General features: G+C 71.8%; 23 protein-coding genes. 6 read left to right on the top strand and 17 right to left on the bottom strand.

The features are described from left to right. Positions 1 to 169 precede the first annotated feature (169 nt). Positions 170 to 1105, bottom strand: coding sequence for a 30S ribosomal protein S2 (gene rpsB, locus Mam01_RS30645; protein WP_204288669.1), 936 nt, complete (start codon positions 1103 to 1105; stop codon positions 170 to 172). 334 nt (positions 1106 to 1439) lie between these two features. Continuing rightward, positions 1440 to 3101 (bottom strand): CoA transferase, encoded by a 1662-nt coding sequence (locus tag Mam01_RS30640; RefSeq protein ID WP_204288668.1) that lies wholly within the window; start codon positions 3099 to 3101, stop codon positions 1440 to 1442. Between the two features lie 327 nt (positions 3102 to 3428). On the opposite strand from Mam01_RS30640, the gene hemC reads away from it, so the two are divergent. From hemC to Mam01_RS30615, 5 genes are all read left to right on the top strand, one after another. Then, on the top strand, positions 3429 to 4433 hold the full coding sequence (gene hemC, locus Mam01_RS30635; RefSeq protein ID WP_204288667.1) for a hydroxymethylbilane synthase: 1005 nt from the start codon (positions 3429 to 3431) through the stop codon (positions 4431 to 4433). Positions 4434 to 4778: 345 nt separating this feature from the next. After that, positions 4779 to 5132 (top strand): YraN family protein, encoded by a 354-nt coding sequence (locus Mam01_RS30630; protein WP_204288666.1) that lies wholly within the window; start codon positions 4779 to 4781, stop codon positions 5130 to 5132. A gap of 1 nt (position 5133) precedes the next feature. Further along, positions 5134 to 6681, top strand: coding sequence for a YifB family Mg chelatase-like AAA ATPase (locus tag Mam01_RS30625; protein ID WP_204288665.1), 1548 nt, complete (start codon positions 5134 to 5136; stop codon positions 6679 to 6681). 230 nt (positions 6682 to 6911) lie between these two features. Continuing rightward, positions 6912 to 8033 carry a DNA-processing protein DprA gene (gene dprA, locus Mam01_RS30620; protein WP_373868733.1) on the top strand — a complete coding sequence of 374 codons (1122 nt, stop codon included), beginning with the start codon at positions 6912 to 6914 and terminating at the stop codon, positions 8031 to 8033. 110 nt (positions 8034 to 8143) lie between these two features. Then, positions 8144 to 9064, top strand: coding sequence for a tyrosine recombinase XerC (locus Mam01_RS30615; RefSeq protein ID WP_204288663.1), 921 nt, complete (start codon positions 8144 to 8146; stop codon positions 9062 to 9064). Between the two features lie 115 nt (positions 9065 to 9179). On the opposite strand, the gene Mam01_RS30610 is transcribed toward Mam01_RS30615, so the two are convergent. The 10 genes from Mam01_RS30610 to rpsP form a co-directional block, all read right to left on the bottom strand. Further along, positions 9180 to 9968, bottom strand: coding sequence for a murein hydrolase activator EnvC family protein (locus Mam01_RS30610; RefSeq protein ID WP_239101749.1), 789 nt, complete (start codon positions 9966 to 9968; stop codon positions 9180 to 9182). Between the two features lie 390 nt (positions 9969 to 10358). Beyond that, positions 10359 to 10682 carry a DUF2469 domain-containing protein gene (locus Mam01_RS30605; RefSeq protein WP_012888569.1) on the bottom strand — a complete coding sequence of 108 codons (324 nt, stop codon included), beginning with the start codon at positions 10680 to 10682 and terminating at the stop codon, positions 10359 to 10361. 90 nt (positions 10683 to 10772) lie between these two features. Further along, positions 10773 to 11498, bottom strand: coding sequence for a ribonuclease HII (locus tag Mam01_RS30600; RefSeq protein WP_150940405.1), 726 nt, complete (start codon positions 11496 to 11498; stop codon positions 10773 to 10775). Positions 11499 to 11576: 78 nt separating this feature from the next. After that, positions 11577 to 12296, bottom strand: a complete 720-nt coding sequence (gene lepB / locus Mam01_RS30595; RefSeq protein ID WP_239101748.1) for a signal peptidase I — start codon at positions 12294 to 12296, stop codon at positions 11577 to 11579. A 39-nt stretch (positions 12297 to 12335) separates the two neighbouring features. Beyond that, entirely contained in the window at positions 12336 to 13145 is an 810-nt protein-coding gene (gene lepB / locus Mam01_RS30590) for a signal peptidase I (RefSeq protein WP_204288662.1), read from the bottom strand. A gap of 158 nt (positions 13146 to 13303) precedes the next feature. Beyond that, positions 13304 to 13669, bottom strand: a complete 366-nt coding sequence (gene rplS, locus Mam01_RS30585; protein WP_117409798.1) for a 50S ribosomal protein L19 — start codon at positions 13667 to 13669, stop codon at positions 13304 to 13306. Positions 13670 to 13823: 154 nt separating this feature from the next. Beyond that, positions 13824 to 14696 (bottom strand): tRNA (guanosine(37)-N1)-methyltransferase TrmD, encoded by an 873-nt coding sequence (gene trmD, locus Mam01_RS30580; protein WP_204288661.1) that lies wholly within the window; start codon positions 14694 to 14696, stop codon positions 13824 to 13826. Between the two features lie 10 nt (positions 14697 to 14706). Next, a complete protein-coding gene (gene rimM, locus Mam01_RS30575; protein WP_150940410.1) occupies positions 14707 to 15234 on the bottom strand; it encodes a ribosome maturation factor RimM in 528 nt (175 codons plus the stop codon). A 164-nt stretch (positions 15235 to 15398) separates the two neighbouring features. After that, positions 15399 to 15641: an RNA-binding protein gene (locus tag Mam01_RS30570; protein WP_117409795.1), complete on the bottom strand. Its 243-nt coding sequence runs from the start codon at positions 15639 to 15641 to the stop codon at positions 15399 to 15401. A gap of 1 nt (position 15642) precedes the next feature. Then, positions 15643 to 16098 carry a 30S ribosomal protein S16 gene (gene rpsP / locus Mam01_RS30565; protein WP_204288660.1) on the bottom strand — a complete coding sequence of 152 codons (456 nt, stop codon included), beginning with the start codon at positions 16096 to 16098 and terminating at the stop codon, positions 15643 to 15645. A 328-nt stretch (positions 16099 to 16426) separates the two neighbouring features. Between rpsP and Mam01_RS30560 the strand changes: the two genes are divergently transcribed. After that, positions 16427 to 17107, top strand: a complete 681-nt coding sequence (locus tag Mam01_RS30560) for a DUF4232 domain-containing protein (protein ID WP_204288659.1) — start codon at positions 16427 to 16429, stop codon at positions 17105 to 17107. Between the two features lie 16 nt (positions 17108 to 17123). Here Mam01_RS30560 and ffh read toward each other — a convergent pair whose 3' ends face one another. From ffh to Mam01_RS30535, 5 genes are all read right to left on the bottom strand, one after another. Then, the gene (gene ffh, locus Mam01_RS30555; RefSeq protein WP_150940416.1) at positions 17124 to 18680 is read right to left on the bottom strand and encodes a signal recognition particle protein; all 1557 of its coding nucleotides are present in this window, start codon (positions 18678 to 18680) and stop codon (positions 17124 to 17126) included. A gap of 125 nt (positions 18681 to 18805) precedes the next feature. Further along, positions 18806 to 19357, bottom strand: coding sequence for a GTP-binding protein (locus tag Mam01_RS30550; RefSeq protein WP_204288709.1), 552 nt, complete (start codon positions 19355 to 19357; stop codon positions 18806 to 18808). A gap of 7 nt (positions 19358 to 19364) precedes the next feature. Continuing rightward, entirely contained in the window at positions 19365 to 19763 is a 399-nt protein-coding gene (locus Mam01_RS30545; protein WP_204288710.1) for a DUF742 domain-containing protein, read from the bottom strand. A gap of 178 nt (positions 19764 to 19941) precedes the next feature. Continuing rightward, the gene (locus Mam01_RS30540) at positions 19942 to 20364 is read right to left on the bottom strand and encodes a roadblock/LC7 domain-containing protein (RefSeq protein WP_138462164.1); all 423 of its coding nucleotides are present in this window, start codon (positions 20362 to 20364) and stop codon (positions 19942 to 19944) included. Beyond that, on the bottom strand, positions 20364 to 23693 hold the full coding sequence (locus tag Mam01_RS30535; RefSeq protein WP_204288657.1) for a sensor histidine kinase: 3330 nt from the start codon (positions 23691 to 23693) through the stop codon (positions 20364 to 20366). Before Mam01_RS30535 ends, Mam01_RS30540 begins: the two co-directional genes overlap by 1 nt. Between the last annotated feature and the right edge of the window lie 17 nt (positions 23694 to 23710).

Genomic DNA, 23710 nt, shown 5'->3' with positions numbered 1-23710 from the left:
ATGCGAATCGTCATGGGGGCAGGGCCGGCCGGTGTGGCGCGCCCGCCCGGTGGAGCCGTGGGCGCCGGTGCCCGGTTGAGGCACCGGCGCCTGGGACCAGGTCTTCCCTGGGGTCCCCGCCTGTCGGAAGCGGCCGGAGGCCGAGCCGGCGGGGACCGGTGGCCGATCCCTAGGCCTGCTCGGCCTGCTCGCCCTGCTCGGCGGCGGGGGCCTCGGCAGCCGGGGCCTCAGCGGTCTCGGCGGCCGGAGCCTCGGCGGTCTCGGTGGCCTCGGCGGCCTCGGCGGCCGGAGCCTCAGCGGTCTCGGCGGCCGGAGCCTCGGCGGCGGGGGCCTCCAGGAGCTCGCGCTCCCACTCGGCCAGCGGCTCGGCGGCGGCGACGCCCGCGGGCTTCTCGTCACCGCGGCCGGCGCCCGCACGGGTCATCAGGCCGTCGGCGACGGCGTCGGCGATCACGCGAGTGAGGAGGCTGACGGCGCGGATGGCGTCGTCGTTGCCCGGGATCGGGTAGTCGACCTCGTCCGGGTCGCAGTTGGTGTCCAGGATCGCGACGACCGGGATGCCGAGCTTCTTGGCCTCGTTGATCGCGATGTGCTCCTTCTTGGTGTCCACGACCCAGACCGCGCTCGGAACACGGGCCATGTCACGGATACCGCCGAGGGTGCGCTCGAGCTTCTCCTTCTCGCGGCGGCGCATGAGGAGCTCCTTCTTGGTGAGCCCGGAGCCGGCCACGTTGTCGAAGTCGAGCTCCTCCAGCTCCTTGAGCCGCTGGAGCCTCTTGTGCACGGTGGAGAAGTTGGTGAGCATGCCGCCCAGCCAGCGCTGGTTCACGTACGGCATGCCGACGCGCGACGCCTGCTCGACGATCGACTCCTGCGCCTGCTTCTTCGTGCCGATGAACATGATGGTGCCGCCGTGCGCGACGGTCTCCTTCACGAAGTCGTAGGCACGGTCGATGTACGACAGCGACTTCTGCAGGTCGATGATGTAGATGCCGTTGCGCTCGGTGAAGATGAAGCGCTTCATCTTCGGGTTCCACCGGCGGGTCTGGTGGCCGAAGTGAACGCCGCTCTCCAGCAGCTGCCGCATGGTGACGACAGGGGCCATGGTGATGGTCCTCCATGGTCGTGTGCCCTCGGGCACGGTCTCGGTTGGTCACGCGGGCCCTATTGCCCGCGCCCTGACGCCCCGGGCCGCCGCTTTCACCGGACGCGGTCCGGACCGAGAAAGGCGGCTCGTGAATGGGCGTGCGAATTCGGCCTAGCAGGCCGTCGAACAGTCTACCCGGATCCGCCCCTTCCGATGACCCTCCACGGGCGCGGCCCCCGGCGGCACCCCGCACACTCCTCCCGGCACCCCGGAAAGTGACCTTCACCTCGGCGATTCCCACGGGTGCGGCCCGCTCGGCGCACCCCCTCGGCTTCGGGGCGCCGAGGCGGCTTCAGGGGAGCCAGGCGGCGGGATGCTCCCCCTGGCGGGGCGGCGGGGTCGTCCAGCCCGGTCGCGCACCCCCGGCGAGGCCGGGAGGCGTCACATAGGTGAGAGTGCCGAAGGGGCTGTCCATCGTCGCCAGCAGATCCTCGGCCGGGGGGACCGACACTCCCCCGCCGTCGATCCGGCCGAGATCGTCGAGCCACGCGGCGGTCCTCGCCAGCGACACCTCGACGTGCCAGGAGCCGCCTTCGGCCGCGCGCCGGATCAGCGCCGCGACCGCGCCGAAGGCCGCCAGATATCCCGTGCCGTGGTCGAGGGCCTGGGCGGGCAGCGGCGCGGGCCGCTGGCCGTCGCCGTTCTCATGGGCGATCCCGCTCGCCATCTGGACCAGACTGTCGAACCCCCGCCTGGAGGCCCACGGCCCCCGGCTTCCGTAGGCGGAGACGTCGACGCGGACGACGCCGGGCCGCAGGGCGGCCAGGTCGTCCGGCCCGAAGCCCCTGGCCTGGAGCGTCCCGGGCCGATACGCCTGGATGACGACGTCGGCCCCGCGGACCAGCTCCCGCAGCCGGTCCCGGCCCGCCTCCGAGCGCAGGTCGACGTGGCACGACCGCTTGCCGAACGCCGTCTCCACCACGAGCCCCGGCACCTCCGGCAGGTGCGCGGCGCCCACCCGCAGGACCTCCGCGCCGTAGGCAGCGAGCGTGCGGGCGGCCACCGGACCGGCGATCACCCTGGTGAGATCGAGCACCCGGACGCCGCTGAGCGGTCGTTCCCCGCCGCCCGCGCCACGCTCCCCCACCTCACCCGGACCCGAACCGTGCCCCACACCCGCGCCGCGCTCCCCCATCTCACCCAGACCCGGACCGTGCCCCGCGGAAAGGTCCACGCCACCACCTGCGCCGCGGGCCCCACCTCGCGCTCCGCCTTCAACTTCACCGGCACGGTGACCGGCCCCACGGCCGTTGTCCCGGCCGCCGGGGCCCGAGAGGCGGGAGAGACCGACCAGAGGAAGGCCGGCGAGGGCCTGCGCCTGCGGGTGCGCGAGCCATTCCGCCCTGCTCCGCATCGCGGCGGCGCAGCCACCCTCCCGGACGACCGCCTCCTCGACCTCCACGGCCGTACGACCGGCGCAGGCCCTCTCGACGGCCTCCCTGCCCGACCCCGGGGCGAGCCCGAGCGCGCGCAGGGCGGCGTCCCGGTGGTGGTCGAAGTTGCAGTGGAGCCGGACCCAGCCGTCGGAGGCGGGGTAGTCCCCCGACAGGGCCGCCCAGACGTCCATGGCCTTCCCGTCCGTACGGAAGTGGCGCTCGCTCTGGAAGGCCACGGCGGCGTGGCGGACGTCGATCGCCACCTCGGGATCACGGCTTCCCGGCCCCGAGTTCGGCGCAGAGTTCGGTCCGGAGTTCGGCGCAAGGTCCGGCGCTGGGTTCAGCCCGAAGTTGGGCGCTGGCTTCGGCTCGGGGCTCGGTTCAGGGACCGACTCAACGGCGCGCCCGCGCCCGGCGGCGTACGCGGCCACGGCAGCGTTCACCGCGCCGGCCGAGGCCGCGGCCATCGTGCCGAGCCGGAAGACGGACGGCAGCACGGGGTCCTGGCCCGTGACATGCACGGCGGGCAGGGCGACTCCGACGCTCGCCCCCAGCTCCGCGATGAGCTTTTCGATCACCACCGGCTCCTCACTCCCGAACCCCCCGGCGGACGCTCCGCTCGCACGACGCGTCACCTGGCGCAGCCCTTCGCCGTCCCACTGGCGTGGACCGGGCATGGGTTGGGGCAAGTATGCACATCGGTGCGCAACCCAGCCCGATGCGGTCCCCCCGCCGAACGGGGCCCGGCGGTCCCTCCTCGGCCCCCGCGAGAAGGGACCGCCCATCCGCCCGCCCGCCCGCCGATATCGCCCGTACGGCAGGCGGGCGAGGGCTACCTTCCGTTCTGGCGGGCCGCCTCTTCCGCGGCCCGCCGCCGAACCGCAGCCGCCGAGAGAGATCAATCCATGACCGATGCCCTGCCCGACATCCTGCTCTCCCGGTTCGCCGCCGGCCCGTTGCGGATCGGCACCCGCACCTCGGCCCTTGCCAGGGTCCAGGCCGAGAACGTGGCCGCGCTGATCGGCAAGCACGCGCCCGGCATCGAGACCGAGATCGCGCCCACCCAGGTCAGCGCCGACCTGTGGCCCGGTGACCTGGCCGAAGTCGGCGGCAAGGGAGCCTTCTCGAAGGAGATCGACCGCGCCCTCGTGTCCGGCCAGATCGACATCGCGGTCCACTGCATGAAAGACGTCCCAGGAGACGTTCCCCTGGCCGAGGGCACCGCCTTCGGCGCCTACCTGCCCCGAGACGACGTCCACGACGTGGTCATCACCCGCGACGGCACACCGCTCGCCGGCCTGCCCCCCGGATCCCTGATCGGTACCAGCTCGGTGCGCCGCCGCGCGCAGCTGACCATGTACCGGCCCGGCCTTCGCACGGAACGCGTCCGCGGCAACATCGATACCCGGCTGGACAAGCTGCTTGAAGACGGGAGCCACTACGCCGCCCTGGTCCTGGCCCGAGCCGGGCTGGTACGGCTGGGCATTCTCGACCGGTACCACCACGAGGTGCTCCCCGTGGAGTTCCACTCCTGCGACACCGGTGTCGTCTCCATGGTGCCCGCGGTCGGCGCGGGCACGATCGGCGTCCAGGCCCGGCACGCGGACGGCCCCGTGATGCGGCTGCTCGGCGAGCTCAACGACGCTGTGACCACCCGGTACATCCTGGCCGAGCGGACCATGCTGCACATGCTGCGTGGCCACTGCAACAGCCCGATCGCCGGATACGCCGCGCGGACCGCCGACGGCAGGCTGTCGCTGTTCGGCATGGTGTTCAACCGCGACGGAAGCGAGCTCGTCCGCTCCCACGCCTGGGGCGACCTGGACGACGCGGCCGCCCTCGGCTCCCGCGTGGCCGCCGACCTGCTCCACCAGGGGGCGCACCGCCTGATCAGCGCCACCCGCGAGTGACCACGGATGTCACCCTGCCCGTTCCGAACCGCAGGGGTGTGCGGCCAGGCCCGTCACCTCGTGATCGATGAGGGAGAGGGCGGCGCTCCGCCGACCCGCCCGCCTGGGCCGAGGCATGGACCGGCGCGGACCGGCGCGGACCGGGCCGTGGGCTGGGGTAGATAGCCACGCTCGTGCCCAGCCTGCCGCGGCCACCCCTCCCGATCTCCGGCGGCGGACCGAGCTGTGGACAAGGAAGCGCTCTCGGTTCCGCGCCTGTGGATCGCTGCGCCTGTCCACAGAAAGGCGTTCGGCAGGACGCGGCCGAGGCGGGCTCGGCGAGTGTCGGGGGCCGGAGGTGGTCCCATGGCCGCGAAGGATCAACTGGGCAGGCACGGCGAGCAGCTGGCCGTGACCTATCTGACGGCGCGAGGCATGCGCGTCCTCGACCGGAACTGGCGCTGCGCCGACGGCGAGATCGACATCGTCGCCCGTGACGGGAACGCGCTGGTGGTCGTGGAGGTGAAGACCCGCTCCGGGCGCAGCCACGGCACCGCGTTCGAGGCGGTGACCGGTGAGAAGCTGCTGCGCCTGCGCGCCCTGGCCGGCCGGTGGCTGGCCGCGCACACCGAGCGGTTCGACACGATCCGGGTCGACGTGATCGCGCTGGAGAGGTTCGCCGGCGACTTCTCGCTCAGGCACGAACGCGGGGTGGTCTGAGGTGCCCGTCGCCCGGACCCACTGCGCCGGCATCGTGGGCGTCGCCGGACGCCTCGTGGAGGTCGAGGCCGACGTCGGCCGCGGCGTCGCGGGAACGCACTTCATCGGGCTCCTCGACACCGCGATCAGCGAGGCCCGTGGCCGCGTGCGGTCCGCGCTGATCAACAGCGGGTTCGCCTGGCCCGACGCGCGGATCACCGTGAGCCTGTTCCCCGCCACCCTGCCCAAACGAGGATCGATCTTCGATCTGGCCATCGCGGTCGCGATCCTCGCCGCGGCCGGCGCGGTGCCCGCACAGCGGATCGCGACGCCGGCGTTCCTGGGCGAGCTCGGTCTCGACGGCCGGGTTCGGCCCGTCAGGGGTGTGTTGCCCGCCGCGCTCGCCGCGGCCCAGGCGGGCGTGGGCACCATCGTGGTGCCCGCGTTCAACGCCACCGAGGCCGCGCTGGTGCCCGGCCTCACCGTCGTTCCGGTCGCCGGCCTCGGCGAGCTCGTGGGGTGGCTGCGAGCGGGCGACCTGCGCCGGCTCCCGGTGGTGGCGGACGCCGCGTCCCTGTCGCGGGACGACGACCGCACGGAGGACGCCCCCGGGCCCGACCTGTGCGACGTCGCCGGGCAGCCGATGGGCCGCAAGGCGCTGGAGGTGTGTGCCGCCGGAGGGCACAACCTGTGGATGCTTGGTCCCCCGGGGAGCGGCAAGACCATGCTCGCCGAGCGCCTGCCGACCCTGCTGCCTCCCCTGGACCAGGACAAGGCCCTGGAGGTGTCGGCCATCCACTCGGTGGCGGGCACGCTGCCGGCGGGACGCCCACTGCTCACCCGGCCGCCTTTCATGGCCCCGCATCACAGCGCGACGATGGCGGCCGTCGTCGGGGGCGGGAGCGGCGGCGTGGTGCGGCCCGGGGCGGTCTCGCTCGCGCACCGTGGCGTGCTCTTCCTCGACGAGGCGCCCGAGTTCGCGGCCACCGTGCTCGACTCCCTGCGCCAGCCGCTCGAGTCGGGGGCGGTCACAATCGCCCGGGCCGTCGGCACGGTCACGTTCCCCGCCCGGTTCATGTTGGTGCTGGCGGCGAATCCCTGCCCCTGCGGGCTTCAGGGCACCGCGGGGCATCCCTGCAGATGCACCCCGGCGGGCCGGCGCCGCTACCTCGACCGGCTCTCGGGGCCGCTGCTGGACCGCGTCGACGTCAAGGTGCGGGTCGGCCGGGCCACCCGGGCCGAGTTGCTCGCGGACCGGCACTTCGTGGAGAACAGCGCGACCGTGGCCGAGCGGGTCAGGCAGGCCCGGGAGCGGGCCGCCCGGAGGCTCGCCGGCACTCCGTGGCACACCAACGCCGAGGTGTCCTCGTCCGCGCTGCATCGCCGGTTCCGCCTGCCCGACAGCGTGATGGCCCCGCTGCACCGGGGGCTCGACGTGGGCACGCTCAGCGCACGCGGCCTCGACCGCGTGCTCCGGATCTCCTGGACGCTCGCGGACCTCGCGGGCGAAGACCGTCCGGGCCGCACCGAGACATCGGCGGCCCTCGCACTATGGCTCGGAGTGGACTGATGCGAGTGACCGACTCCTCGAAGGAAACCGAACGGCCCGGGGAGCCCGGATGGCCGGATGGAGCGCGACTCCCCGGCGAGGCGGAACGGCCAGGCGGAGCGGGGCAACCGGACCAGGCGGGACAGTCGGACAGAGCGGAGCGGCCGGGCGAGGCTGAACAGCCGGACGGAGCGGAACAGCGGGCGCGGCCGGATGAGGCGGTGCGGCTGGCGCGGGTGGCTCTCATGCGCATGGCGGAGGCGGGTGACGCGGTGATGGGCCGCCTGATCGCCCGCTGCGGCCCGGTGTCCGCCATGGAGCAGGCGAGGCGGGGAGCGCTCGACCCCGGCTTCGTACGCGAGGAGAGCGACCGAGGCGGTCCATCGACCCGTAATGGGGACCTCGATCGGCACGCGGCCGCCTGGGCGGCCCGCTACAGAGATCCTGCCGCCGACCTCGCTGAGGGTCGCCGGCAGGGGGCGCGGCTCGTCGTCCCGGGCGACGCCGAGTGGCCCACCCAGCTTGACGACCTGGGAGATGTCAGGCCTTTCGGGCTCTGGGTGGACGGACGGGCGAACCTGCGCTTCTCCTGCCTGCGTTCGGTGTCGGTCGTCGGGGCCAGAGCCGCCACCGCGTACGGCACGACCGTGGCGGCCGAGTTCGCCATGAGTCTCGGTGGGCGAGGCTGGACCGTGATCAGCGGCGGCGCGTACGGGATCGACGGCGCCGCGCATCGGGGTGCCCTGGCCTCCGGCACACCGACGATCGTCGTGCTGGCCTGCGGAACGGACGTCTGTTATCCCAGCGCCCACGAGGACCTGTTCCGCGCCGTGCGGGAGCAGGGGGTGATCGTCAGCGAATGGCCGCCGGGGGCCCACCCCACCCGGCTCCGCTTCCTCGTCCGCAACCGAGTGATCGCCGCCCTGTCCCGGGGAACGGTCGTCGTCCAGGCCGCCGCCCGCAGCGGAGCGCTCAACACGGCCTCCCACGCCTCAGGTCTCACCAGGCATCTGATGGCCGTGCCCGGTCCCATCACCACCGACGTCTCCGCGGGCTGCCACATCCTGATCCGGCAGGGCAAGGCCGTCTGCGTGACCTCCGCCGAGGAGATCGTCGAAGTGGTCGGCGCCATCGGGGACGACCTCGCCCCGGAGCGACGCGGCCCCGTCTGGCCTCGTGACGGGCTGAACGACGAGACCAGGCGCGTCCTGGAGGCCATCCCGGCGCGGGGCGCCGCGGGTCCCGCCGCGATCGCCGTCACCGCCGGCGTCGACATCGGGACGGCGCTGTCCTGCCTCGGCGGCCTGGCCGCCGCCGGCTTCGTCGAGAACGCCGACCGGGGATGGCGGCTGCGGCCCACCGCCCGGGGCTGACACGTCAACCCGGCACTCCCCCGCGCCGCCCCGAACGCGCGTAGGTTCACCAGTGCGGGCCGCCGGCGCGGCCCGTCGAGGTGGCAGGGAGCGCGAAGGGAAGGGCCGGCATGACAGCGGGCGAAAGGCGGGATCACGGGCGGTTCGATGTCGTGCTGGAGCAGTTCGAACGGCATCTGCGTCTCGAACGGGACCTGTCGCCCCACACGGTGCGGGCCTACCGGGGTGACGTCACCGCACTGATCACTCACCTGACCACCGCCGGGCAGACGGACCTGTCCGGCCTGGACATCACCGCCCTGCGTGACTGGCTGGGCGACCAGCACCAGGCCGGCCGCTCCCGGGCGACGCTGGCCCGCCGGACGGCGTGTGCCCGGGTCTTCACCGCCTTCTGCCACCGCCGGGGCTGGCTGGCGAACGACCCGGGTCTGCTTCTCGGCACCGCCAAGGCGGAGCGCCGGCTGCCCAAGGTGCTGGATCAGACCGAGGCCGGGGCCGTTCTCGACGCGCCCGCACCGGACGAACCCAAGGACCTGCGCGACCGGGCCATGCTCGAACTGTTGTACGCCACAGGCATGCGGGTGAGCGAGTTGTGCGGCCTGGACGTCGACGACGTGGACCGGGACCGCAACACGGTCCGGGTGATGGGAAAGGGGCGCAGGGAGCGGACCGTCCCGTTCGGCCTGCCCGCGCTCCGGGCCCTCGACGCGTGGTGTGTGCGCGGCAGGCCTCTTTGGGTCCGCGAAGGAAGCGGTCCGGCGCTCTTCCTCGGCGTCCGGGGAGGGCGCGTCGACCAGGGCACCGTCCGGCGAGTCGTCCACGCCCGGCTGGCGCAGGTCGAGGGGGCGCCCGACATGGGTCCGCACGGGCTCCGCCACACCGCCGCCACCCACCTGCTCGAAGGCGGGGCCGACCTCCGGTCCGTCCAGGAACTGCTCGGACACGCCTCGTTGGCCACCACGCAGATCTACACCCATGTGTCGATAGAACGGCTCCGGGCGGCCTACCGTCAGGCCCACCCCCGGGCCTGACGACTCCTCGTCCCGATCCTCAGCCGGCCAACCCTGCCCTCCACCAGCGCACGGCCGGGCCAGGCCTGGGCCATCCGCATGGAAGCCCGCCCGGTCTGACGCCTCGTCGCGGCTGTCAGGGGCCGCCGGCGGGCCAGCGGGGCAGGAGACGGACCTGTCCCTGCCCGAAGAGGAGGAGCGGATCGAGGTAGAGCCGGCCACTCGACCGGCCCCGGTCACTCATCACGCCCCCGTCGCTCAACAGACCCCAGTGCAGGCAGGACACCGGGCAGTGCTCGGCGCCGTCCTCGACGACGCCGATGACCTGTCCGGCCGCGACGACCTCACCGGGGCGTACCAGGGCACGCACCGGCAGGTAGGTGGTGCGCAACCCTCCGGCGTGCACGACCGTCACGACTCCCCGCCCGGCGATCCGCCCCGCCACACCGGCTCTTCCCGGCCCCGCGGCCCTGACCTCCTCGCCGGGCTCCGCCGCGAGGTCCACTCCTCGATGCCCGGCGAGCCAGCGCTGTGCGGGCGGATCGAAGCGCCTGAGCGGCCGTGCGTGCTTAGAAAGCGGCCACGTCCACCTGGACGCTCCTCCGGGGAGCCGCATCCCCTCCGCCCGGGACGGGCTGGACGAAGCCGCCTCGCGCGGATGGCCCGCCGCCAGGGCCCGCTCCACCTCGGGCGGATGGCCCGCCGCCGCGGAGTGCTCCGTCCCGGGCGGAAGGGCCTCAGTGGGTCTGGCCGCCCGCATCGGCGCGGCGGAAGGGTGGGGCGCCTTCGAGGACGCGGGTGCCGGGGACGGCTTCGGAGGAGGATTCGGGAGAAGAACGGCGCCGGTGAAGCGGGCGGCGTCCGAGGGAGAGGCCAGAGCCGCGATCAGCAGGACGAGGACGAGCGGATACGTGACGAGACGCATGCGGGCCAGGATGTGCCGTACAGTCCCGCGCCAGGCGACCGAGCGCCGTTCTGTGGACAGGCACTCCACGGAGGACAGCCGTCGCACACGATCAGCCGCCGTGACGGTCACTGCCGTAATCAGGCAGCCACTCTCGTGCCGGAAACAGGACTCGTCCTCGATCAGCCGCCGCGCCTGAGCGGCCACCGTGCCAGTTGAGCCGGCCTCGTGCCGGAGCAGGGCTCCTACTCGATCAGCCGCCGCACACAATCAGCCGCTGTGCCGCGTCAGCCGCCCTCGTATCGGATGAGGGCTCGTCATCGATCAGCCACGCTGGAGCAGGCCGCCTCATGCTCTGTCGGCGGCCCACCGGATGGGCCGCCGTACCGGGTCGGCCGAGGTCGGACGCGGTCAGTTGGAGAAGCCTTCCTTCGGCATCTCGAGGTCCGGCTTGGCCAGTTCCTCGACGTTGACGTCCTTGAAGGTCACGACCCGCACGTTCTTCACGAAGCGGGCCGGGCGGTACATGTCCCAGACCCAGGCGTCCTGCATCTTGACGTCGAAGAAGACGTCGCCGTTCTCGGCGGTGCGCACGTCGAGATCGACGGAGTTGGTGAGATAGAAGCGCCGCTCGGTCTCGACCACGTAGGTGAACAGTCCGACCACATCGCGGTACTCCCGGTAGAGCTGCAACTCCATCTCGGTCTCGTACTTTTCGAGATCTTCGGCGCTCATCCCGGTCCTCCTCTTCCGCTCCCCGTCGAGATCCCTGCCGAGACTCCCGTCGAGGTCCCCATCAAGATCGCCGGTTGAGACCGGTCCTCTTCAGAGGACACCGGCCCCGACCTCATTCTCGCGCATGTCCCCATCCTGCCCCGTCCACAGTCCCCCCGCCGGGACCGGTGTCCCATGAGTCACCCTGGCCACCGTCACGAACGAGAACCGGTGCTGGGCACACGGCCCGTGGCGGGCCAGCGCCCGTCTGTGGCCCGGTGTCACGTACCCCTTGTGCAGGGCGAAGCCGTACTGCGGGTAGGTCTCGTCGAGACCGTGCATCAGCCGGTCCCTGGTCACCTTCGCCACGATCGAGGCCGCCGCCACGCATGCCGCGACTTGGTCGCCCTTCCAGACGGCCAGCGACGGCGCGGGCAACCCGGCCACCGGGAAGCCGTCCACGAGCACGTAACCGGGGACGAGTCCCAGCCCGGCGACGGCCCGCCGCATGCCGGAGATGTTGCACTTGTGCAGGCCGCGCTCGTCGATCTCCCGGGGCGGGATGACGACCACGCTCACGGCCCGCGCGGTCGCCATGATCCGCTCGTGAAGACGCTCGCGGACGGCCTCGGTCAGCAGCTTGGAGTCGCCCAGCCCGTCGATCTCCCGCCCCAGCACGACCGCGGCGACCACCAGCGGTCCGGCGCAGGCGCCGCGCCCGGCCTCGTCCACCCCGGCGACCGGCGTGAAACCCCGCCGGGCCAGGGCCCGCTCGTAGCCGTAGAGTCCGGAGTCCCGCCGTACGACACTCGGGCGCGGACGATAGGCAGCTGTCATGACGAGAAGCAGATTACGCCCCATTCGCGACCCGCGATACGGCCGAAACCGCCTTCGGCGGCAAAGCCGCAGGTGAGATCAGCGAACGACCGAGAAAGTGTCGGGGCGGGACAGGAGCGAGATCCGGTTCAGCGGCCAGTAGCGCAGGAACGCGCGCCCGATGATGTCGTCCTCCGAGATCGTGCCCTGGTGTCCATCGTCCAGGTAGAAGCGCGAGTCCGCGGAGTTGTTCCGGTGGTCGCCCATCAGCCACACCCGTCCCTTGGGGACCTTCACGTCGAAGTCCCGGCCGGAGGGGTAGACCCCGGGGTAGAGGTACTTGCCCTCCTCGTCCAGAGGCGTCCCGTTCACGGTGATGCGGCGCTTGTCGTCGCAGCACTTCACATGGTCGCCGCCGACGCCGATCACCCGCTTGATCGTGTCCTCGCCGTCCCAGCCCTTGAAGACCACGATGTCGCCGCGCTCCACGGACCCCAGCTTGTACGCGAGCTTGTTGACCACGACGTAGTCGTTGATCAGCAGCGTGTTCTGCATCGACTCCGACGGAATGTAGAACGACTGCAGGAGGAACGTGTGGATCAGCAGCGCGGCGACCACCCCGCCGACCATGTACAGGAGGGTGTCCCGCAGGCCTGAGCCCTTCTTGGCGGCGTCCTTCTCCTGCTTCCCGGGCCCGGTCTCCGTCGGCACCGTCTCCGGAGGCACCGTCTCCGGAGGTCCGGCCCCGGCCGGGCTCTCGTCCACGGGACGCACGGGCCCGCCGCCCGCGCCTAAGCGGCTCTCGTCGGCCTCGCTCACTTGCTCTCGCTCTCTCCTCCGGGCTCGCGCACGTCCGCCCTACCGCCGCCGCCTGAGCCTGCGCCCCATCCGGCGCCCCACGGCGACCAGCGGCACGGCCCCGGCGAAGCCGGCCGCGAACGGCGCCGCTCCGGCGGCGGCCTGGAAGCCCGGCTGCCCGAACGTGTCCGGGATCGGCAGGATCTTGGCCCGGTCGAACGGCCAGACGATGACGAACGCGCGCCCGATCACCTTGTCGGCGGGGATCGTACCGCCGCCCGGGTCACCGGTGTGCAGGCGGGAGTCCCAGGAGAGCGAGCGGTGGTCGCCCATGACCCACAGGCGGCCCGGCGGCACGGTGACCTCGAACGGCCGGTCCGACGGCGCGTTGCCCGGGTACAAATACGACTTCTCTTCGAGCGGCACGCCGTTCACGGTGACGCGGCCCTGGGCGTCGCAGCACTTGACCTTGTCTCCGGGCACGCCGATGACCCGCTTGATGTAGTCCTTCTCCCCCGGGACCATTCCGAAGGCCGTGCCGATCCAGCGCATGGCCCCGACGACGGGGTTCGACGGCTCCTCTATCTGCACCTCGGGATCCCAGGAGTCCACTCCGGAGAACACGACGACGTCGCCGCGCGCGATGTCGCGTACGCGGTAGACGAGCTTGTTGACCAGGACCCGGTCGTTGATGAGGAGCGTGTTCTCCATCGACCCCGACGGGATGTAGAACGCCTGGACCACGAAAGACTTGATCAGCAGGGCCAGAGCGAGAGCGACCACGATCAGAACGGGCAACTCACGCCAGAACGAGCCTTTCTTCTTGCCGTCCTCGGCGTTCTGCTTGACGTCTTCGGCGACCACGTCCACCCCGTCCTCGACAGGCGACTCGTGCCCGGCCCCTGTCCTCGCTAGCCAACGCTGCTGAGCCTAGATGATGTCCAGGACGGCGAGCGTCGAGGACACCGCATCCCCGGCCAAAAAGAAAGTGGCCCGCACCTGAGGCACGGACCACGATCCCCAAGGCCCTACTTGGCGGCCGGCAGCGCCTCGCGCTTCTCGCGGATGCGGGCGGCCTTTCCGCGCAGGTCACGCATGTAGTACAGCTTGGCCCTGCGGACGTCGCCGCGGGTGACCAGCGTGATCTTCTCGATCACCGGGCTGTGGACCGGGAAGGTGCGCTCGACGCCGACGCCGTAGCTGACCTTGCGGACCGTGAACGTCTCACGGATGCCGCCGCCCTGACGGCGCAGGACGAACCCCTTGAACACCTGGATACGGGACCGGTTGCCCTCGACGACGCGGACGTGAACCTCCAGCGTGTCACCCGGGCGGAAGTCCGGTACGTCGCTGCGCAGGGCAGCCTTCTCGAGCTCCTGGATCTGCGTGTGCATGGCGGCGGTTCCTCATTGACATGAGCACGCGGAGGTCCACCCGGCCGGGCCGCGGCTCGGCATCGAGGGGGACACGCGCGCTTGGCTTGATACGTCTTGTCTGCCACCCCTCGACCGGGGCTCACCCGGACATGCGGAAGTAGGCAGCAGCGACTCAGTCTGCCACATCTTCCGGCGCTGCGCGAAACTCGCCGCCCGACCCGCCGACCGACCCGCCGACCGACCCGCCGACCGACACTGCGGCGGACCGGCGTTCCTCGAACTCCTCGACGACCCGCCGGTCGTGCTTGTCGAAGCTCTCCCGGTCGAGTCTGGCGGCCAGTTCCGGCCTGCGCTCCAGCGTGCGGCGCAGCGCCTCATCCCGCCGCCACCGGGCGATCCTGCCGTGATGACCCGACAGGAGGACCTCGGGCACCTCGTGCCCCCGCCACACGGGCGGTTTCGTGTAGACGGGGCCTTCCAGCAGGTTGGCCATGGCACCCGGGGCGAAGGAGTCGTCGGCCACCGACCGCGCGTTGCCGAGGACCCCGGGCAGCAGCCTGCCCACGGCCTCGACCATCACCAGGACGGCGGCCTCTCCCCCGGCCAGGACGTAGTCGCCGATGCTCACCTCGTCGGCCCGCAGGCGGGCGCCGTACTCGGCCACGACCCGGGAGTCGATGCCCTCGTAGCGCGCGGGCGCGAACAGCAGCCACGGCTCCTTGGCGTACTCCAGCGCCACTTCCTGGGTGAACGGCCGTCCGCTCGGCGTGGGCACGATCATCCGGGGCAGCGTGTCCTCGCCGGAGGCGGCGCGTCCCTCCCCGATCACGGCGTCGACGGCCGCACCCCAGATCTCCGGCTTCATCACCATGCCGGGCCCGCCGCCGTACGGCGTGTCGTCCACCGTCTTGTGGACGTCGTGGGTCCAGTCGCGGAGCTGGTGCAGGTGGATGTCCAGGATGCCGCGCTCGCGCGCCTTGCCCATCAAGGAGACGTCGAGCGGGGCGAAGTACTCCGGGAAGATCGAGATGATGTCGACGCGCATGCGGCCGCTCCTACTCCGCCCCGGTGTCGAGCTCGGTGTCGAGCAGTCCGGGCGGAGGGTCGACGACCAGGATCCCCTTCCCGAGGTCGATCTCGGGCACGAGCGCCTTGACGAACGGGATGTACGCGTCGTCGAGGGCCGGCCGGGTCACCACCAGCAGGTCCTGGCCGTGGTGGAGGACGTCGCCCACCTCGCCGACCCGTTCTCCCTCGGTCGTCACGACCGTCAGGCCGATGAGTTCGTGGTCGTGGAACTCGTCGGGGTCCTCCAGCGGCGGCAGGTCGGCGGAGTCCACGACGAGCAGGGTGCCGCGCAGCGCCTCGGCGGCGTCGCGGTTCGCCACGCCCTCGATGGTCAGCAGCAGGATGTCCTTGTGCCACCGGGACCGCTCGACGGTCACCGGGCCGGCCGAGGCCGGGTCGGTGACCAGCGTCGTACCCGGGGCGAACCGCGAGTCGGGGTCGTCGGTGCGCACCTCGACCGTGACCTCGCCCCGCACGCCGTGCGGACGGCCGATCCTGCCCACGACTAGCTGCACGTGCCGCCTACCTCCGCCAACAATCCTTCTTCGTCACTTTTCGTCCCGAGGCGCCGCCGCATCCCTGCGACCGCCTCGCGACCACTCGCGGAAAGTCCCGGAAAACACACCGGGGGACCCCGGTGCGGGGTCCCCCGGGCGCGAGCGTCGCCGCTGGAGCGGGCTCAGCGCGCCTCTTCAAGGTCGACCAGGTCGATCCGCACGTACTTGCCGTCCGACAGGGCGTTGACGACGGTGCGCAACGCCCTGGCCGTACGGCCGCCACGGCCGATCACCTTGCCGAGGTCGTCGGGGTGAACCCGGACCTCGAGAACGCGCCCGGTGCGAATGCGCCGGGCGCGGACCCGGACGTCGTCCGGATGCTCGACGATGCCCTTGACCAGGTGTTCGAGGGCTTCCTCGAGCACCTCAGGCCTCGCCTTCCGGCTTCTCCTCCGCGGCCGGGACCTCGGCGGTCTCTTCGGCCTTCGCAGGCTTCCTGGCCTTCTTCGGCGTGGTGGCGGCGGCGCCGGAGTCGCTCGACAGCGACTCCCGGGCCGCGGCCTCGTACGCCGCGTGCCGGTCGGGCTTGGGCTCGGCGACCAGGAGCGGAGTGGCGGGGGCCGGCTCGCCCTTGAACTTCTGCCAGTCGCCGGTCAGCTTGAAGATCTTGAGGACCGGGTCGGTCGGCTGCGCGCCGACGCTCAGCCAGTACTGCGCCCGCTCGGAGTTCACCTCGATGCGCGAGGGGTTCTCCTTCGGGTGGTAGAGGCCGATCTCCTCGATCGCCCGGCCGTCCCGCTTGCTCCGGGCGTCGGCGATGACGATGCGGTACTGCGGGTTGCGGATCATTCCGAGCCGCTTGAGCTTGATCTTGACTGCCACGGGTGTGGTCTCTCCTGCATTAGAGCGTGGGTGAGCGGTGTCTCGTCGAGTGGGGCACGACGGGAGCCCGCTCGAGGGACAGACGCGACCGGCAGAGGTGAGAGGGCATCCGCCTGGTCACGATGTTCCAGCCTGACATTCTGCCAGATGATTGCGCATGCTCGGGCAACGACGGCCCCGCCGCCGCTCCCGGTTTTCCCCCCTCCCGGGAAAAGGGGCACCCGGAATGGACCCGAAGAGGCTCCGCCGGTGACGGGGAGACACGCGCCCTCGTGGAAAGGGCGCCCGATCAGGCGAACTGACCGGCGGGATCAGCCGTCCAACAGGCATGCGAGTAATCACGAGCACAGCCGGCGTCGCGGCGGCGGCGGCCATCCTGCTGTCCACCGGCTACGCCCTGTCCGCCGTCGACGCCGCGCGTCCGGCGTCCGGAGCATCGGCCGCGGGCCCGGGCGGAGGTTCCGGCGAGGGTACGGGCAGGGCCGCCGGCGCGGTCTCCGCCGCTCCGGCACCGGCCGCCTCGTCGGCACCGGCGGCGCACGACACGATCCGCGCCGCCTCCGTCTCCACCACCTCCACCGGCTTCTCCGCCAAGGCGCCCGCGCGGTGCCGTACGACGGGACTGCGGGCCCGCGTCGGACGGCAGGACCCGGGAGCGGGGAACCGCTACGCGCCGCTCGTGCTGACCAACACCTCGGGCCGGACCTGCTGGGTCTACGGCTTCGTCGGGCTCGTCCTGATCGACGGCCGAGGCGACGTGCTGCGCACCCGTACCCGCCGGGAGAGCGTGACGCCGCACCGGGTCACGCTGCGGCCCGGCGCGAGCGCGCACGCGCGACTGCACTGGACGGTGGTGCCGACCGACCACGAGACCCGGTGCCCCGCCTCGGCCCGGCTGATGATCATTCCACCGGACGAGGTGGCGCACCTGGAGGTCCCGTTCAGCGCCACGGTCTGCGACGACGGCAGGATCGACGCCAGGCCGATGGCCCCCGGCGCCGGCCTCTGACCCCGCCGGCCGGCCGTTACTTCTGGCCCGGCAGCTTGAGCTTGGAGGGGTCGAAGCCGGGCGGAAGCTCCAGGCCGGGGGGCAGCTGACCGCCGTTCCCGAGGTTGCCGAGCAGGCCCTTGGGCAGCTTCGGCTCGTCCGAGCCGTCCGAGGCCGCGTTCGCCCCGGCCTTGCCCAGCGCGGCCTTGCGGGGGTCGCCGCTGACGCGGCGGCCCTTCTTGGGCTTCTGCGCCTTCTGCTTGCGCCCGCCGGGCATGCCCGGGATGCCCATGCCCTGGGTCATCCGCTTCATCATCTTCTGGGCCTCGAAGAACCGGACGACCAGGTTGTTCACCTCGGTGACCGTCACTCCGGAGCCCTTGGCGATGCGCGCCCGGCGGGAGCCGTTGATGATCTTCGGGTCCTGCCGCTCGCCGGGGGTCATCGAGCGGATGATGGCGGCGACGCGGTCCAGGTCGCGGTCGTCGACCTGGTTGAGCTGCTCGCGCATCTGGCCCATGCCCGGCATCATGCCGAGGAGGTTCTTGATGGGCCCCATGCGGCGGACCATCATCATCTGCTCGAGGAAGTCGTCGAGGGTGAAGCCGTCGCCGGAGACGAGCTTGCCCGCCATCTTGGCGGCCTCCTGCTCGTCGAACGTCTTCTGCGCCTGCTCGATCAGGGTGAGGATGTCACCCATGTCGAGGATGCGGCCCGCCATCCGGTCGGGGTGGAAGGCGTCGAAGTCCTCGAGCTTCTCGCCGGTGCTGGCGAACATGATCGGCCGGCCGGTGACGTGCCGCACCGACAGGGCCGCGCCGCCGCGGGCGTCGCCGTCGAGCTTGGTCAGCACGACGCCGTCGAAGCCGACGCCGTCCATGAAGGCGCGGGCGGTGCTCACCGCGTCCTGGCCGATCATCGCGTCGAGCACGAACAGGACCTCGTCCGGCGTGACCGCGTCGCGGATGTCGGCGGCCTGCTTCATCAGCTCCTGGTCGATGCCGAGGCGGCCGGCGGTGTCGACGATGACCACGTCGTGCTGCTGGCGCCGCGCGTGGTCCACCGACTGCCGCGCCACCGCGACCGGGTCGCCCACGCCGTTGCCGGGCTCGGGGGCGTACACCGCCACTCCGGCCCGCTCGGCCATGACGGCGAGCTGCTGCACGGCGTTGGGGCGCTGGAGGTCACAGGCCACGAGCAGCGGGGCGTGCCCCTGCTCGCTCAGCCACCTCGCGAGCTTGCCGGCGAGGGTCGTCTTGCCCGAGCCCTGGAGACCGGCCAGCATGATCACGGTCGGCGGGTTCTTGGCGTAGCGCAGCCGCCGCGTCTCACCGCCCAGCACCTCGATGAGCTCGTCGTTGACGATCTTCACGACCTGCTGGGCGGGGTTCAGCGCCTGAGAGACCTCGGCGCCGCGGGCCCGCTCCTTGATCCGGGCCACGAAGTCCTTCACGACCGGCAGCGCGACGTCCGCCTCAAGAAGCGCGATGCGGATCTCGCGGCAGGTCGCGTCGATGTCGGCGTCGGAAAGCCTGCCTTTGGACCGAAGGGAGGAGAAGACCGAAGTCAGCCGGTCGGAAAGCGTCTCGAACACGTGTTTGGCCAGCCTCGAAGCGAGTGGACGGGTCGGTGAACCATCAGTCTCCCCAGACTATCCGCCCGTACGGCGTTCACGCCCGCGCCGCCGTGGTGAGATCGCCGGGCGGCGGACCGGGGGCGTCACCGGAACGCGCCGACGTGCGATGTCAGGGCGTGCTCGACGAGCGTGATCAGGGTGCTCTTCACCGATCCCCGGTCCCGGGCGTCCGTACGGACGATCGGGACCCCGGGTGAGATCGTGAGCGCCTCCCGCAGTTCGTCCTCCGAGTGGGTGTACTGCCCGTCGAAGCCGTTGACGCCGACGACGAACGGCAGCCGCGCCTCCTCGAAGTAGTCCACCGCGGGAAAACTGTCGGCCAACCGCCGGGTGTCGACCAGCACCACCGCACCGATCGCCCCCCGCACCAGGTCATCCCACATGAACCAGAACCGATGCTGACCCGGCGTACCGAACAGATACAAGATCAGATCCCGATCCAGCGACACCCGCCCGAAGTCCATCGCCACCGTCGTGGTCGTCTTGTGCGGCACCAGCCCCACATCATCCACACCCGCCGACGCGTCGGTCATCACCGCCTCCGTCGTCAGCGGCACAATCTCCGACACCGCCCCCACGAAAGTCGTCTTGCCCACACCGAAACCCCCCGCGACCACGATCTTCGTCGAGGTCAGCCCCCGGCTAGAGCCTGCGAAGTCCACTGAGCACCCTTTCCAGCAAGTTCAGATCCGGCTTACCCGCCTCCAACTGCGGCTGATGCACATGCACCAACCCCTCCGCCGCCATGTCCGCGATAACCACACGGACCACACCCAGCGGAATCCGCAGCAACGCCGACACCTCCGCCACCGACCGCACCTGACGGCACAGCGTGCTGATCGCCTGGCGCTCCGGGGTGAACGTGGAAAGGTCCTGCTGCACCGAGGTGGCGGAGGACACGAGCGCTTCCATCGCCAGCTGGACGCGTGGCGCCGTGCGTCCTCCCGTCACCGCGTAGGGGCGTACGAGGGAGCTCTGCTCCGTCTGCGCCGGCCTCGGGTTGGGGGTCGCACCGCCGTACTGCCGGTGGGCGTCGGCCACCGGCGAGTAGGGCTCGTTGTTCCAGCCGCCGCCTGCCACAACGTCCTCCTGACGTTCTTGTTATCGCTCGGACGCCTGGTGGCCGCGCTCCGGAATCCCGGTGGCCACCCGGTGCGCCCGCTCCCGGGCGCGTCTCCCGACCTGTCGTCCCGCGGGTCTCACCTCGCGGAACGGCGGGTCACCTCGGGTGGGAGGACTGCAGCTCGGCCCGGACCGCGGGGGTCAGCACCTGCCCCGCACGCTCCACCAGCAACGTCATCTGATAGGCCACCAGACCGAGATCGGAGTCGGCCGCCGCCAGAACCGCCAGACACGACCCGTCACTGATCGACATGATCAGCAACAACCCCCGCTGCATCTCCACCACGGTCTGCGTGACGGGACCTCCCTCGAACACCCGGGACGCCCCCTGCGTCAGACTGATCAACCCCGCGGCCACCGCCGCCAGCTGATCCGCCCGATCCTTGGGAAATCCGTCCGAGAACGCCAGAGGCAACCCGTCGGCCGACACCACCACAGTGTGCGCCACACCGGGCACGTTGTTCACGAAGTCCGTGATCAACCAGTTGATGCCGCGTGCGGCCTGACTCATCTCCCTCATCAGTCCTCCTTCTCACTGTCCTGGGCATCAGGCATGCCCAGGGACGCCGCCCCGGGGTATCCCTGGTCCTCTCCGGCCTCCCCGCGCGCGACCGCACGGCCCTGCCGTACGCCCTGCTGGAAGCTGGAGAGCCTGCTGCGCACCCGCTCGGGCGAGAGCACGGGCGGGGGTGGCGGCGGGGTGACCGCCGCCGCGGGGGCGGGTTCCGCGGAGGGCGCCGGAGCGGTGGCCGAACCCGGCACGAGGTTGGCCTTGGGCACCCGCTTGGGCAGACCCGACGAGGTGACCCCGCCAAGGGCCGGTTCGCTGGCCGCCTGGGCCGCCTGCCAGCCGACGTCGGCCGGGGACGACCAGGCCCTGCTCTCCGCGCCGTCCTCGTCGGAGTCGCTCTTCTCCTCCGGGCCGTCGGCCTTCTTGAACCAGTCCGACTCGACCGCGGCGAAGATGGGGAGGTACTCCTCCTCCGACTCCAGCGGCGAGCTTCGCACCACCGGAAGCGGGCCGGTGTTGTCCTCGCCTTCGAAGGGACCGCGTCCGGCCCACCCGGGCCAGCCCCCGCCGCCGTCCTCCTGCCCTGCCGGCCAGGAGGTGCTCCCCGGCGGCGGCAGGTGGCCGGGCCAGGGCGTGTCGACGGGCGCCTCACCCACGCGGCCGCGGCTGAAGGGATTGGTGTCGAACGGACTGGACTCGAACGCGCCCGAATCGAACCCGCCCGTTTCGAACGGACGCGAGTCGAAGGGCCCGGAGTCGAAGGTCGTGGTCTCGAACGGGTCCCGCTCGGCCGGCGTCTTCTCGAACGGCGTCCTGCCGGCGAAGTCCCTGTCGACGGACTCCTTGTCGAGGGGCGTCTTGTCGAAGGCCGCCCGGTCGAAGGGGCCGGACTCGAACGGACTGCGGGCGAACGGATCGGGCTGGCCGAACGCGCCGCTGTCGAACGGGTTGCGGGCGAAGGGGTCCGGCTCCGCGGGGCGCTCGAAGCCGCCCGATTCGAAGGGGTTGCGGGCGAAGGGGTCGTTGCCCGTGTTCCGCTGCGGCGGCTCGAACGGATTGCGCGAGAACGGGTCGGGATCGAAGCCGGTCGTCTCGCGCGGGAAGGTCTCGAACGGCCCGCGCTCGAAGGAGGCGGCGGCCGGGGTGCCGACCCCCGGCGCGTCCGCCCCGAACACGGGGGTGCGCGGCGGGTTCTCGAACGGGGTCGGGCTGGCGAGAGCGGGCGCGCCGAACGCGGGCTCCCCGAACGCGGGAGCGCCGAACTGCGGCCCGGTCCCGACGGCCGGCATCGGGCTGGTCAGCTCCGGCTGGGGCATGCCCGGCACCCCCGGGAAGGCCGGGCCGGCGTGGGCCAGCAGCGACTCGGGCAGCAGCACCATGGCCGTCAGGCCGCCGGTGTCCTGCTGGCGCAACTGCACCCGGATGCCGTGGCGCAGCGCTAGGCGGCCGACCACGAACAGGCCCATCCGGCGGGACACCGACACGTCCACCACCGGCGGGTTCGCCAGGCGGTGGTTCGTCTCGGCCAGTTCCTCGGGCGTCATGCCGATGCCGAGGTCGCTCACGGAGATGATCAGGCCGCCGCCGTCGATGCGGTTGCTCGACACCGTGACCTTGGTGTCGCGGGGCGAGAAGGAGATGGCGTTCTCGACCAGCTCGGCCACCAGGTGGACGACGTCGTTGACGGCCTGGCCGACGATCGACGCGCCGGGCTGCACCTGGATGTCGACGCGCTCGTAGCTCTCGACCTCCGACAGGGAGGCGCGGACGATGTCGACGATGGGCACCGGCTGGCCCCACCGGCGCGCGGCCTCCTGCCCGGCGAGGACCAGCAGGTTCTCACTGTTGCGGCGCATGCGGGTGGCCAGGTGGTCGAGCTTGAACAGGTTGCCCAGCCGGTCTTCGTCCTGCTCGCCCTGCTCCAGGCCCTCGATCAGGGAGAGCTGGCGCTCCACCAGGGTCTGCGTACGCCGCGACAGGTTCACGAACATCGCGTTGACGTTGCTGCGCAGGCGCGCCTCGTCACCCGCGAGGCGGATGGCCTCACGGTGGACCTCGTCGAAGGCCCGCGCCACCTCGCCGATCTCGTCACGGCCGACCACGCCGATGGGGGCGATGGCCGGCACCTGGGCGGCGTCTCCGGCCTCCCGCAGCTTCTGGACCGTGTCGGGCAGACGGTGCCCGGCGACCTCCAGCGCCTCACTGCGCAGTCGCCGCAGCGGGCGTACGAGCGAGCGGGCGACGCCGGTGGTGACGAGCAGCACCGCGATCAGCAGGAGGACCACCGCGACGGCGATGACGACGGCCCGCTGCTGCTCGTCGTCCTTGAGCGACTGGGCGCGCACCACGATCGCCGACGTCAGCTTGGCCTCGACGGTGCGCATCCGGTTGATCGGCTGCGAGATCGCGTCGAACCACAGGCGGGTGTCGTCGCGTACGGACTGGTCGAGGCCTCTCAGGTCGAAGCCCGAGTTGGCCCGGTCGAGCACGAGCGTCCGGAGGAACTCCGCCTCGTCGACCCGGCCGCCGGACACCGTGTTGTCGTAGTCGGTCCGTTCCTCCGGCGTGGCGCTCTTGCGGAACGCGCGCAGCTCGCTCTCCTGGGCGGACATCGCGCCGAGGAAGCTCTGGAGCTGCGCCTGCTCGAACCGGCCGGAGGTCAGCACCGTGGACAGCAGGCCGCGCTGCAGAGAGGCGTTCTCCTTCGCGCGGGCGAGGGCGGCCAGGGTGACCGACATCGCGCCGAGCCGGTCGTCGACCGTGCCCTTGGACAGTTCGTCCTGCAGAGCCAGCAGGTTGCCGATGACGAGGGTGTACTGGTCGAGCACGGCTCGCGGCTGCAGGTTCCCCTCCGCGGTCTGACCGCGCAGCGACTCCACCCCGTCGAGCTTGCCGAGGATGTGCTCGATCTCGGCCGAGCCCCGGTCGCCCACGCCCGTCCTGACCTCGTTCGCCAGGTTGCGTACGGCCGTGGCCGCCTTGTTCGTGAGGATGGTCTGCGCCTTGACGGCGGCGGCCGCCTTGGGCGGGCGGCCGATCGTGGCGCTCCACGCGGACCGGTCCCGCTCGTTCTGCAACTCGTGGGTGAGGTTCGCGACGCGGTCCACCAGCCGGGCCAGGTCGCTCGTCTGCTGGTACTGCGACGCGGTGGTCACCGAGCTGACGATGCGGAACCCACCGAGCACCAGGGCGGCCAGCGTCGGGATGAGGATCAGGGCCACCAGCCGTGAACGCACCCGCCAGTTACGCAGGAGGAAACGGCTTCCCTCGTCGGGCTCCTGCTCAGCCGGAACCCCGGTCCCGGGGCTCTCGTCGGTCCGGGGGTCTAGTGTCCTCACAGGCTTCGCAACCTCTC

The organism is Microbispora amethystogenes (genome assembly GCF_016863015.1).
Lineage (GTDB): Bacteria > Actinomycetota > Actinomycetes > Streptosporangiales > Streptosporangiaceae > Microbispora > Microbispora amethystogenes.
This window is presented reverse-complemented; position numbering and strand designations above follow the sequence as displayed.